The sequence below is a fragment of the Lysinibacillus sp. fkY74-1 genome (assembly GCF_053165895.1).
This window is the reverse complement of sequence record NZ_CP170173.1, coordinates 4,229,857-4,242,866: the sequence shown is the minus strand read 5'-3', so window position 1 is coordinate 4,242,866 and position 13,010 is coordinate 4,229,857. Positions and strand designations below refer to the sequence as shown.

Sequence of the window (13,010 nt, the reverse complement as noted above, 5' to 3'; positions counted from 1 at the left end):
AATTTTATCATGTCAAACAAAGTAGCAATTATTGCAAGTAACGGTGGTTTATTTGATGCGTATAAGGTGTTTAATATTGCAACAGCAGCAGCAGCTTCTGAGAAGGAGGTAGCGATTTTCTTCACGTTTGAAGGATTGAATCTCATTCATAAGCAAGGGATGCATGCGTTACCAATACCTGCTGGAGCAGAGCAATTTGAGGAAGGCTTTGCGAAAGCGAATGTTCCTGCCATTCCTCAATTAGTGGACATAGCCCAAGAATTAGGTGTTAAATTTATTGCTTGTCAAATGACTATGGATGTAATGGGCTTATCGACAGATGATTTTATTGATGGTATTGAAGTAGGAGGAGCTGTTACTTTCCTTGAGTTTGCAAAAGATGCAGCACCATCACTAACTTTCTAAAGAATTCTTTTGTACCAGTAAGGCGGAGGGGAATGCCTCTCCGCTCTAAAAAACTTTGAAATTATACCTATGGGGGTTATATACATGCCGATGCAGAAATGGAATGCTTCACAAATTGCCAAAAAGGTCATTAACAATGAAGAATTGTTTATTTTAGATGTTCGTAATGCAGATGCATTTGAAGACTGGAAAATAGAAGGACATCGATTTGAGTACTTAAATGTACCATATTTTGAACTGTTAGATGGTGTTGAGGAGATCTTGCCGAAAATCCCCTCCAATAAAAAAATTCTAGTCGTTTGTGCTAAAGAAGGATCATCATTGATGGTGGCTGAAATGCTATCGGAAGCTGGTCGAGATGTTGCCTATTTAGCAGGTGGTATGAAATCTTGGAGTGAATATTTAGAGCCTATTAAAGTGGGTGATTTAACGGGTGGGGGAGAGCTGTATCAATTTGTCCGTTTAGGGAAGGGCTGTCTTTCTTATATGGTGATATCTGAAGGTGAGGCAGCTATCATTGATGCTGTTCGCTTTACAGATGTATTTATAAGTTTCGCTGAACAGAAGAATGTGAAAATCACACATGTTTTTGATACACATTTACACGCCGATCATATTTCAGGTGGACGTCATATAGCTGAGGCAACTGGTGCGGTCTATTACTTGCCGCCGAAAGATGCAGAAGAGGTTGTATTTTCCTATATACCGTTAGTTGATGGAGTGACTGTTCAAATTGGTAATTCAAAAATAGATGTAGGAGCTATTTACTCACCAGGTCATACAATTGGCTCTACATCATTTGTAGTCGATAGCAAATATTTGTTAACAGGGGATATTTTATTTATCGATTCTATTGGACGTCCTGATTTAGCAGGCCTTGCTGAGGATTGGGTTGGAGATTTACGAGATACACTTTACAAACGTTATCGAGAATTATCGGGTGAGCTTATCGTGTTACCAGCTCATTTTATGATAATTGATGAACTTAACGAAGATGGGACAGTAGCAAAACGACTAGGGGATTTATTTGTACAAAATCATGGTTTGAATATTTATGATGAAGTTGAATTTAAACGTGTCGTGACAGATCAATTACCACCACAACCTAATGCCTATCAAGAAATCCGTCAGGTAAATATGGGGAAAATAACTCCCACACCAGATGAACAAACTGAAATGGAAATCGGTCCAAATCGCTGTGCTGTTCGATAAAATTTGCTAAAAGTACAATAGGTACGTCTGTGTATTATAAATGTGGATATTCCAGATATTGAAGGTGCTCATCCTTCAGGAATCTAAAATAACAAGAAGAACCGGCAAATCGCTTACAACTTTTGCCGTGCTGAAGGGGATCAATATGAAGTCAAATTTACAATTAGATGCAAAAGGTCTTTCGTGTCCAATGCCCATTGTGAAAACAAAAAAGGCGATAGATACATTAAATACTGGAGAAATTTTAGAAGTTCAGGTGACAGATAAAGGGGCTTTAGCGGATATTCCTGCTTGGGCAAAAGCTGGAGGTCATAATATATTAGATCAATCTGAAGAAGCAGGTGTTATTACGTTTTTAATTCAGAAAGCTTAAGGCTAATGGAGGGTTGTCTATTAAATAGAACAACCCTTCTTTCACTTTTCGGAAGGAAGGAAAAATGTATGGATATTACATGGATATTAACGATCTTTTTGATTGGTTTTCTTGGTTCGTTTGTATCAGGGATGTTAGGTATTGGTGGTGCCATTATTAATTACCCGATGCTACTGTATATTCCACCATTATTAGGATTTATGGCCTTTTCAGCTCATGAGGTTTCCGGAATTATTGCCATACAAGTATTTTTTGCTTCCATAGCTGGTGTATGGGTATATCGTAAAGGTGGATATTTAAATAAATCACTCATTATCTATATGGGTGGTGCTATATTAACAGGAAGTTTTGTTGGTAGTTTTGGTTCCAAATTTTTATCAGAGGCAGGCATAAATATAGTTTATGGTGTGCTAGCCTTAATAGCCGCAGTCATGATGTTTATTCCCAAAAAACAAATTGACGATCAACCTATGCAGGATGTTACTTTTAATAAAACATTGGCCATTTTATTAGCCGTAGTTGTTGGTATTGGTTCAGGTATTGTCGGAGCAGGTGGTGGGTTCTTATTAGTCCCCATTATGCTAGTGGTTTTAGGAATCCCTACGCGTATGACCATTGCGACTAGTTTAGCGATTACATTTATCTCCTCTATAGGGGGAATGGTTGGAAAATTAATGACAGGACAAGTTGAATATTTCCCTGCGCTCATAATGATTATTACCAGTCTTATAGCGGCCCCACTTGGTGCAAAGGCTGGGAAAAAATTGAATACCAAAAGCTTGCAAGGCATTTTGGCAATGCTCATATTGGCTACTGCCATTAAAATTTGGGTAGATATTATTGGGGGGGGATAACTTTGAAAATTGAAGTTTTCACGGATTTTACTTGTCCATTTTGTTATATTGCCAAGCTAGAATTGGAACGTGCAATTGATACAAGTGGCTATTCGGGACAAGTAGAAATTGAATACAAGGCTTATCAAATAGCTCCGGATACGCCTAAAGTAAATGCACCGACTTTTTTAGACGCGTTGGCTATAAAGTATAACGCAACACGTGAAGAAGTATATGATATGACAGCGAATATGGCATCCAGAGCTGCAGAAGTTGGGTTGTATTATAATTTTGAAAAGATGAAAACAGCTCACACAGAAAAAGCACATCGTTTAGCAAAATGGACGCAGCAATTTGGTCAAGCATCGGCATATACAGAAGCACTGATGGCTGGTCATTTTATGGCTGGCGAAGATGTGAATGATGATTCTTTTTTATTAAAAGTGATTGGGCAATTAGGCTTAGATATAAATGGGGCGCAGGATGTTCTAGCTACTAATGCCTTTCTTGAGGCTTTAAACCTGGATCGATATGATGCGCAGCAACTTGGTATACAAAGTGTCCCATTCTTTGTATTTGAAAATCGTTATGGCATTAAAGGGGCAGAGCCAAATGAAGTCTTTGTGCGAACTTTACATCAGACAGCTAAAATAGTGGGAATTCAGCCAAGCATTAAATTAGTGGGAACAGGTGAGGATACGTGTACAAATGGGGCGTGTAACCTGTAAACTGATGAATGGGTGTCGAGTACTTAAAGTACTCGACATTTTTTTTGATTCAACTACATACTGCAAGAGGTATTAAGTCTTGATTTTGGTGTAGTAGTACAATAAATTATGGTTAATTTATCCATTTTTATCATCTGAATGGTTCTATTTTATAGTAGTGTGAGAAAAATCACATCTAATAAAATGCTATGTTGCTAAAATATAAGTGAGTATACAAAGGGGGGTATTATAGATGAAACCTATAGTAGCAGGAGTAGCAGGGACAGTATTGTTAGTAGGCACAATTTTTGTAGCAACAATTATTAGTGACAAAATTACAGTTGATTCGATTGTGGAGGAGAACGATACGACAGTGCAGGCGCAATTACCAACGACAGCAGCTGCTCAGTCAGTTGTCTACGCTCCACCAAGTATTGATGAAGTGCCAGAAGGACCTATGAAAGAGGCAATATTAAACGGCTATGAGCTTGTTAATAATACGCAAGTTGCGGCGGACGAATATGTTGGGAATCAATTATCATGCACAAGCTGCCATGCTGGTGCTGGCTATGACGAGCAAGCATCTTCATTAGTAGGAGTAATGGCCAATTATCCACAATATATTGGACGCTCGGGTGGTGTAGTTACAATTGAAGAGCGCATTAACGGCTGTATGGTTCGTAGTATGAATGGTAAAAAATTTGAAATGAATAGTGATGAGCTAGAGGCTATGGTCGCTTATTTTGCATATATTTCTGAAGGTGTTCCAATTGGAGCAAAACGAGAATGGGCAGGTACTAGTGATATGAAGAATGTACCAATTCCAAATGTTGATAATGGTGAGGAGCTTTATGGTCAGTCCTGTATAGCTTGTCATGCGGCTGATGGCTCTGGAACTGGTGCTAATACTGGTCCAGCATTATGGGGAGATAATTCATTTAACGACGGTGCGGGCATGGCACGTATGTCAAAAATGGCTGGCTATATTCAAAATAATATGCCAGTAGGTGCAGCAGGGACGTTAACAGATCAAGAAGCAGCTGATTTAGCAGCGTTTATTTTATCTCAAGATCGCCCTGAATGGCCAAATCACGATAAAGACTGGCCAAAAGGCGGAAAACCAAATGATATTATGAGTAAAGAAAAACGTGAGCAAGTTAAAAATGGTACTATTGATTGGGAAAAGGTACTATCTACAAACTAACGAAAAAGGGATGCCGTTTTATGGGCATCCCTTTTAAGTTATTTAAAATTATAAGCAGTAACAATTTTATCTCTGTTTGTTGTGATATCTGTAAAATATTCATATAGGCTAATACCGAGAAATGACCCACTTACGTTAAAGACATTAGAGAAACCGCTATTCTGAAGGGCCATAACGGCATTATAGCTACGTTGACCGGATCGGCAATGTACATACACAGGTTGATCCTGCGGTATCTCATGCATTCTTTCTCGAAGTTCACTTAGAGGAATATTGTGTGCATGAAGGAGATGTCCAGATTCAAATTCATTCTTTTCACGTACGTCTAAGAAGTAGGCTTGATTTTCAATAAGTGGTCTCACTTCATCTACTTTTATTTGTTTGAAGTGTCCGTGTAATAGATTTTGAGCTACAAGAGCTGCCAAATTGACAATATCACGGGCAGTGCTAAACATTGGAGAATAGGATAGCTCTAGCTCCTTCAAATCTTCTAAAGTACCACCCATGGAGATGAGGGTTGCTATCACATCAATCCTTTTATCTGCATTGCCTTTACCTATAGCTTGGGCTCCAAGGATTTTACCTGTGGGTGTTTCATAAACGAGCTTAAAATGAAGAGCATGACTATTTGGCATTAAGCCTACTTTATCTGGAGCTATCAAATAAACGCTTTTAGACTGAAAGCCATTTGCTCGAGCTGTTTTTTCGTTCAAACCAGTTGATGCACATACGAGGTCGAAAATTTGTACACTTGAAGATCCAATAACCCCTTTATTGTGTTGAGCGATGTTAAACATATGATTAGCTGCAGCACGTGCCTGTCGCTGAGCGGGACCAGCCAAAGCGAGGCGCGTCTGTTTATGGGTAAGTTGATGGAATACTTCAATCGCATCTCCCACAGCGTATATGGAAGGATCAGATGTCACATAATTAGCATCAACCAGAATGCCCCCTAGTTCACCGATAGTTAGCCCAGCCTCTTTAGCTAAGTGGATTTCAGGACGAACGCCAATCGCTAACACTACTGCTTGTGCTGTCAATTGTTTTCCAGAATTTAACGTCACATAATCTGGAGTAACCTTTGCAAGACCGTCATTGACAATGACTTGAACCCCCTTATCAATCATTTCCTTGTGCAATATTTGAGCCATATCAACATCAAAAGGAGCCATAATTTGTTGGCCGAATTCAACTAAAGAGACATTATAGCCTGCTAGCTTCAAATTTTCTGCTACCTCTACACCAATGAAGCCCCCGCCGACCACTGCAATGTCCTGTACATGATCTGTTTGTAGATATCGATTTAAACGCTCAATATCAGTCACGTTTCTAATGGTAAAGACGTGCTCAGAATGAATACCCTCTAAGTCGGGGACGATAGGACTTGCTCCTGGAGATAAAATTAACGTATCGTAACTTTCCTCATACTCTCTATTTATTGTTAAATCCTTAATAGTGATGGTTTTTTGCTCTCGGTTAATACGTACAACTTCTTGCTGAACACGAGCCTCGATATTGTATTTTGCTTGAAAGCCTTGAGGCGTCATTAAAATTAATTTGTCACTATTTTCAACAATCCCGCTTAAATGGAAGGGGAGAGAACAATTAGAGAATGAAACATTTGGCCCTTTTTCAAACATAATTATTTCTGCCCTTTCATCGAGACGACGGATACGAGCAGCAGTGGATGCCCCACCTGCAACGCCACCAACTATTAAAAATTTTTTACTCAATTGTAAACACTCCTTTTAAAATTAATACATAATAGGGTATATAAGTGCTTTTAAATAAAGGTTGAAGTTCTCTAAATAGATAAATTATGCAGTATAAACACTACAATTAAATAATATACCCCTAAAGGTATTTTATCAAGTTAATAACTTAACAAATTTCCTTAGGTGTACCTTGTGACAGCAAGTTGATGTATAAATTTGCTATACTTACAGTAGTAGGAAATGGAACTGATATGGGAGGTGACGCTGTTGATTTTTTTGAAGTTTTTGTTCCAAATCATGATAGTATCGGGTTTGATTTATATTGTGAGCGGACGATTAATTGGCTCAAATATCAATTTTGTGCGAAGAGTGCTTTCAGTCGTTATTAGTGTGACATTAACCTCTTTTGTTTACTGGTACTCTTATTTGCGTCATACAGATTTTTTGTCTGAAACAATGATGCAAACAGTGACAGAGGTCAGCACATTAATTTGGATAGGGAGTATGCTACTCATTTCTATGTTGCTGTATTTGGTTTTTGAGCTCTTTGATCCAAGTGGCATAACAACGGGAGATCGCAGAAATGGCCAAAAATCTTTGCTATTACGACTGCGTAGCTATTGGCGACAGCAGAAACGATTGCGACAAGTTTTAAAAATTGCTGTTACAAACGGTGTCGTACAAACGATTAAATATGCAAGGCAACGTGAAAACGAAAAAGAGCTGGCGATTGCATTGCGAGCAACATTAGAGCAATGTGGTGGGATATTCATTAAATTTGGACAAGTACTATCTACACGTAAAGAATTATTTTCACCCATCTTTATAGATGAGCTAGAAAGGCTACAGCATCGTGTGAAGCCTTTACCAGTAGAGCAAGTAACAGATATTTTAGAGGGCTCACTTCCTCAACCTATGGATGAAGTATTTAGTCAATTTCAAATGGAGCCCATTGCAGCGGCCTCAATCGGTCAGGTGCACAAGGCCCGACTAAAAAATTATGAAGATGTTGTCGTCAAGCTTCTGCGTCCTGAAGTAAAAGGGATTATGCGCGATGATCTTGAAATATTAGAGGAATTTGCAAATTGGCTTTCATCTAAATCTACATGGGCAGAGTCACTAGGCTTTCGTGAGCTTGCTGGTGGATTTGCAGATGGGCTACGTGAGGAGATTCATTTAGATATTGAGGTACGTAATACGCTACAGGTAAAGAACGCATTAGCTAAAAGTGATTATAAGGTCCGGATTCCGAAAATTTATACAGCTTACAGTAATGAAAATATTATTGTGATGGAATATATTCGTGGACATAGTGTGGCGGATGGGGGAGCTGAATTCAATCGTCTGTCCATTGATCGCAGACAATTTGCTAGAACGGTATTATATTCTTTTTTCGAACAGATGCTTTTTTCAGGTATTTTTCATGCTGATCCTCATCCTGGAAATATTCACATTGATGAGAAGGATGGTACACCCGTATTGCTCGATTTTGGAGCAGTTGGAAGATTGGGGGCCACACAACAAGAGGGTTTAAAGCTATTCTTGATGGGTATTCAGCTCAACGACTCCAGCGTTTTGTACGATGGCTTAACACTATTAGTGGAAAATGCGGATCATGCGGAACGCGCAAGAATGGAACAAGCAATTGATCAAATTTTACTAAAAATCTCATATGTAGATCGCATACCAACAGAAGAATTAATACATGCTTTATTTACCGTGGTGCGGGATTTTGGACTTGCCTTTTACCCTGCGGTAGGTTTAGCACTCCGCTCATTGGTGACATTAGATGGAACATTAAGGGTAATTGATCCACGTTTTGATATTTTTACGGAAGCTAAAGATTTTTCTGCTACATATATGCGTGCTTCTTTCCTAAAGCCATTTAAAGAACCTATGGCTACAAAAGAACGGTTGCAAGAGGAATTATCCATGCTGATACCAACTTTGCGTAAAATGCCAAGAAGAGTGGATCAACTAATTCAGCGTGTAGAAAGTGGGAAAATTATTTTACATCACGATATATTTTCTGATGAACATAATGCCCGATTCATCACCCATTTGTTTTCACGATTTGTACTGCTTTTAGTAGGGATTACATTTGGAATTATATCTGTTGCCCTTTTGGCAATCTCACAATTTATTCATGATTCTTATGCAGTGTACCTAAACACTGCTGCTTATTTAGGGTTATTTTTATGTGCAATTTTGTTAGTAAGGTTATCAATACAGGCATTGCGTTCCATGAAACAGTAGGTAGGGATCAATTCCCTGCCTCTTTTTTTTGAAACATTTCTGAGTAATATTACAAAAACATTACAAAGTAGATCCTGGGACTAATGTCGAATTAGCTAAAAACAGATGTATGTAGAATAAATAAGTGCGTTGTAGAATAATTGGTATTTTACGCGAATGTTACAGAAATGTTTCGAGTTTTACTAATGTATTAAATAGATAGGAAATAGTATAAAAGTTATGCTGGAAATGCTAAACTTTAAAAGGCTAAAACAAATATATAAGAACAAATGATTAAATATAGAATCGTTCAACAGATTACATAGAGTATTCAGAGCGAAATTGATAAATGAAGGGAAATGAAGGTACGTGGGTAAGCGCAATAAATGGCGTAAGTCGATGGTGCTAGCTTTAGCACTAGCAGGCGGCTTATTATTTAATACAATTCAACCAACAGAAGTACATGCTGAAGAAACTTCTCAACAAATGATTGAGAAAAAGGCTGAAATAGATGCACAGGTTAAAAAATTACAAGAAGAACTAACGAAATTACAACAAGAGATCGACGAAAAAGTAAAAGTATTTAAACAAGTACAAGCGGAAATTAAAGAAGTGGATGCTAGTATTGTTGAAACAAAAAAACGTATTGAGCAACGTTCTAAAATCTTAAGTGAACGTATGGCTGCATACCAAGCACAAGACAACACAGTCGGTGTTTATTTAAATGTAGTTCTTGAAGCAAAAAGCTTTGCCGATTTAATGGACCGTGTCGTAGCGGTTAAAACATTAATGGATGCGGACCAAGAATTAGTGGATCAACAAGAAGCTGACAAAGCGAGCTTAGAGCAACAAAAAGCTACATTAGATGAAAAACAAAAAGAGCTTCAAAAACAATTCCAAGAGCTTCAACAAAAAGAAAGCGAAATGGAAGTGAAAAAGGCTGAGAATGAAGCAAAATCATTAGCCTTAAAAGCTCAAATTGCTACAAAACAGGAAGAAGAGCGTTTAGAAGCAGAACGTAAGGCAGCAGAAGAGGAAGCGGCTCGTTTACGTGCTCTTCAAGCAGCAACACCAGTAGTACAAGCTACTCAAAATAACGGTGATGGTGAACAACCACAAAAAATTATCGTTGGTTCAGGCGCTGGTACTGCCTCTTCAGGTGATGCAATTTCTACAGCAAAACAATTCCTTGGTCGTCCATATGTATGGGGTGGTAATAATCCAACTTCAGGGTTTGACTGTTCTGGTCTTGTACAATGGTCTTACAAACAAGCAGGCGTTTCTTTACCACGTACTGCATCACAACAATATTTAGCAACACAACGTATTTCTGCTGGTGAAGCACGTGTTGGTGACTTAGTATTCTTTAGCTATGGCTCAGGTGTAGCGCATGTAGGTATCTACTTAGGTAACAACACAATGATTGATGCTCAAAATAATGGTGTTGTCATTGAATCACTTGATTGGTGGAATCAATATTTAGTAGGCTTTGGTCGAATTCAATAAGCCACCATATTATATAGACGATTAACTTGATAAAAAGGTCATCTTTGTAAAGGAAAAATACAAAGATGACCTTTTTTATTGGGATTAAATTTTAAAGTTCACTTTAATGATGCCTGTTTCCTTCAAGGCGATAAAGAAAATAATGACAAAGGGTCCAATAAGCAAACCGATAATTCCAAATAACTGTAGACCAATAAACATAGCAATTAATGTTGGTAAAGTTGATAAACCGATATGGTCTCCCATTAGTTTAGGCTCGACTACACGACGAATAATGAGTAAAATAGCAGCTAAGATGAATAATTTTACAGCAATAGCTGTGTTTCCCATTAAAAGGTGATAAAACCCCCACGGTGCTAGAATAATGATGGAGCCTAAAAAAGGGACTATATCTATCAGCCAAATAATAATAGTCATCGTTATGGCGTATTTCGGCTGGATTAATAAAAGTCCAACAAGTGTAACGCCTCCAATAATGAAGCTTACAAATAAATGTGCTTTCATATAGCCTAATGTTGCATCCTTTAAACGGTTTAAAATAATTTTTATTTTCTTTGCTGTATTAGGCTTTAAATACTTATAAGTAATGCGCTTCAATTTTGGCAGATCAAGCATAAATAGGAATAGGGCAATCATATAGACGAGAAGACTGATAAATAGCCTTGGAATCTCTGAAAAGAAGGCTGAAACTTTGCTATAATTAAAGAAACTTAAAAAAGTTTCTTCAATTTTCTTTATGAAATCCATTGTGGTTTTTTGAAGCGAAGTACTAACTTCAGGTGGAAAGTCTTCAGTGTATTTAGAAATATTTTCTTGCATATGAAGCCACATATCTGATAGCTTGGAAATATAATAGGGAGCTTGCTTAGACAATAAAATTATTTGCGTCATGATCTGTGTAATTGAAATATAGCAAATAATAGAAATTATAATGACACTCACTATGTATATAAAGGCAACTGCAATTTTTCGAGACATTTTCCAGCGCCTTTTAAAGAACATGACGATCGGTTCAAGGAAAAATGCGCTAATAGCTGCTAATATTAACGGCATAGATACAGGAATAATAAAATAAGCAGCTATAATTAGGGACAGAATCACTAGCAATCGAAAAATCAATTTCCTAGCATTAAATTTATTCATAAACTCACCTTCTTTGCGAAAAAAATTAAGTTAAGTGTACCATAAATAAAGTTTAATGACGTTCTGAAACAATAAAGGTAGGGATAAATTATGGAAAAAGAGATTTTGCAACTTTTTAATAATCTAACAGAGCGTAATCGAGATATACAATATGAATCTTACGAGGAACTGATGAAAATTCTGCAGGAGCCCGTAGATTGGACATATGCAGTGTGGGAACAGCTTGTACAAGCACTTACATATAAAAATGGCCATGCCCGTGCACTTGCCGCGCAAATTTTATGTGCTTTAGCTGCAAACAGTGATCCCGAAGAAAGAGTATTGGAAGATTTTTTAAAGATTTGGGCTGTGACCTATGATGATAAGCCTGTCACGGCAAGGCATACATTACAAGCTATTTGGAAAATTGGTTTAGCAGGCCAAGTACAAAGCGATTTAGTTGTATCTTTTTTAGCCAAGAGATTTCAAACTTGTTTAGATGAGAAGCATCCTACTCTCATTCGCTATGATATTATTGTATCCTTAAAAAAATTATATGATCATACGAGTGATTCTAAATTATTAGACATAGCACATCGATTAATTAATGAAGAGCAAAATGTTAAATATAAAAAGAAATATAAGTCAGCCATCCGTTCCTAGTAACGAGATGGTGTTTTTTGTGCAAACTCTTTGGTTATTGGAGAATAGTCAATTATAATATATGAAAAAAACAAAAGGGGTTAGGGAATGAGCATTTATAATTATTTAGTACGAAAGCCGAATGGTGAAATTTTATCAATGGAAACATTTCGCGGAAAAACATTGCTAATAGTTAATACAGCTAATCAGTGCCGATTTACATATCAATTTGAAGACTTACAAAAAATGTACGATAAATATGGAAAAAATAATTTTGTCGTTCTAGGTTTTCCTTGCGATCAATTTGGCCACCAAAATCCAGAAGATGGAGAGGAAACTGCGCATCTTTGTAAAGTAAACTACGGAGTTACATTCCCCATTTTTGAGCTTATCCAAGTAAATGGTGAGACGACACATCCTTTATTTAATTATTTAAAACATGAAGTCGATTTCCGTGAATTCGGGAAAGCAAGCATGCAGGAGAAAATGCTGGCTGAGGCGATCGTTCAATTTGCTCCAAGTTTCTTAGATGGTCGAAATATTCGCTGGAATTTTACTAAATTTTTAGTAGATGCAAGCGGAAAAACCGTAGCTCGCTTTGAGCCTACAGACTCACAGCTTGATATTGAGCAAGCAATTGAAAAAGTATTATAGTCGAGTAACTTTAATGCTATGATATCGCCTATAAAACGAGTATCCTTTTTGTACGTAACTATTTTTTCCTATCAATCTATGATAAACTGCATTACAAGTGAATTATTCTTGCAGAATAAAGGTGCTTGCTAGCATAATCGGGAATTCGGTAAAAGCCGAAGCTGTTTCCGCAACTGTAAGTACAGCCATTATAAAGATTAGCCACTGTTTCGTAGGAAATGGGAAGGTTCTTTATAGCTATTATATATTTCATATAATAGCATTGTACAAGCCAGGAGACCGACCTTTATTTGAACGTATAACAACTCTTCGGAAGCTAGGAGGATATACGGCAAATACATAGGCAGTGTCGTGTTTGTATGACAATCATTATGTTATTTTCGTCGTTCCTTTGCGTGAGGA

The 13,010-nt window shown here is 37.4% G+C and carries 12 protein-coding genes and 1 riboswitch; of the genes, 10 read left to right on the top strand and 2 right to left on the bottom strand.

Going from position 1 to position 13,010, the window contains the following annotated elements:
- The first annotated feature begins 9 nt into the window (after positions 1–9).
- The 6 genes from ACE1MS_RS20950 to ACE1MS_RS20925 all read left to right on the top strand — a co-directional run bounded on the left by ACE1MS_RS20950 (position 10) and on the right by ACE1MS_RS20925 (position 4,734).
- The gene (locus ACE1MS_RS20950) at positions 10–405 is read left to right on the top strand and encodes a DsrE/DsrF/DrsH-like family protein (RefSeq protein ID WP_012295885.1); all 396 of its coding nucleotides are present in this window, start codon (positions 10–12) and stop codon (positions 403–405) included.
- Positions 406–489: 84 nt separating this feature from the next.
- Positions 490–1,617 (top strand): MBL fold metallo-hydrolase, encoded by a 1,128-nt coding sequence (locus tag ACE1MS_RS20945; protein WP_031416578.1) that lies wholly within the window; start codon positions 490–492, stop codon positions 1,615–1,617.
- A 145-nt stretch (positions 1,618–1,762) separates the two neighbouring features.
- Positions 1,763–1,990 carry a sulfurtransferase TusA family protein gene (locus tag ACE1MS_RS20940; RefSeq protein WP_012295883.1) on the top strand — a complete coding sequence of 76 codons (228 nt, stop codon included), beginning with the start codon at positions 1,763–1,765 and terminating at the stop codon, positions 1,988–1,990.
- Positions 1,991–2,058: 68 nt separating this feature from the next.
- Positions 2,059–2,844, top strand: a complete 786-nt coding sequence (locus tag ACE1MS_RS20935; RefSeq protein ID WP_012295882.1) for a sulfite exporter TauE/SafE family protein — start codon at positions 2,059–2,061, stop codon at positions 2,842–2,844.
- A gap of 2 nt (positions 2,845–2,846) precedes the next feature.
- Positions 2,847–3,551, top strand: coding sequence for a DsbA family oxidoreductase (locus tag ACE1MS_RS20930; RefSeq protein WP_036164834.1), 705 nt, complete (start codon positions 2,847–2,849; stop codon positions 3,549–3,551).
- A 232-nt stretch (positions 3,552–3,783) separates the two neighbouring features.
- Complete coding sequence (locus ACE1MS_RS20925) at positions 3,784–4,734, top strand: c-type cytochrome (RefSeq protein WP_447402595.1); 951 nt, start codon at positions 3,784–3,786, stop codon at positions 4,732–4,734.
- Between the two features lie 38 nt (positions 4,735–4,772).
- Here ACE1MS_RS20925 and ACE1MS_RS20920 read toward each other — a convergent pair whose 3' ends face one another.
- On the bottom strand, positions 4,773–6,467 hold the full coding sequence (locus tag ACE1MS_RS20920) for an FAD-dependent oxidoreductase (protein ID WP_031416575.1): 1,695 nt from the start codon (positions 6,465–6,467) through the stop codon (positions 4,773–4,775).
- 249 nt (positions 6,468–6,716) lie between these two features.
- Here ACE1MS_RS20920 and ACE1MS_RS20915 point away from each other — a divergent pair, with 249 nt between their 5' ends.
- Positions 6,717–8,705 carry an ABC1 kinase family protein gene (locus tag ACE1MS_RS20915; protein WP_031416574.1) on the top strand — a complete coding sequence of 663 codons (1,989 nt, stop codon included), beginning with the start codon at positions 6,717–6,719 and terminating at the stop codon, positions 8,703–8,705.
- A 348-nt stretch (positions 8,706–9,053) separates the two neighbouring features.
- A complete protein-coding gene (locus ACE1MS_RS20910) occupies positions 9,054–10,190 on the top strand; it encodes a C40 family peptidase (RefSeq protein WP_012295877.1) in 1,137 nt (378 codons plus the stop codon).
- Positions 10,191–10,274: 84 nt separating this feature from the next.
- On the opposite strand, the gene ytvI is transcribed toward ACE1MS_RS20910, so the two are convergent.
- Positions 10,275–11,333 carry a sporulation integral membrane protein YtvI gene (gene ytvI / locus ACE1MS_RS20905; RefSeq protein ID WP_012295876.1) on the bottom strand — a complete coding sequence of 353 codons (1,059 nt, stop codon included), beginning with the start codon at positions 11,331–11,333 and terminating at the stop codon, positions 10,275–10,277.
- A 90-nt stretch (positions 11,334–11,423) separates the two neighbouring features.
- Here ytvI and ACE1MS_RS20900 point away from each other — a divergent pair, with 90 nt between their 5' ends.
- Positions 11,424–11,975 carry a hypothetical protein gene (locus ACE1MS_RS20900; RefSeq protein ID WP_012295875.1) on the top strand — a complete coding sequence of 184 codons (552 nt, stop codon included), beginning with the start codon at positions 11,424–11,426 and terminating at the stop codon, positions 11,973–11,975.
- An 87-nt stretch (positions 11,976–12,062) separates the two neighbouring features.
- Complete coding sequence (locus tag ACE1MS_RS20895) at positions 12,063–12,608, top strand: glutathione peroxidase (RefSeq protein WP_012295874.1); 546 nt, start codon at positions 12,063–12,065, stop codon at positions 12,606–12,608.
- A gap of 102 nt (positions 12,609–12,710) precedes the next feature.
- Positions 12,711–12,910, top strand: a riboswitch (cobalamin riboswitch).
- Positions 12,911–13,010: the final 100 nt, after the last annotated feature.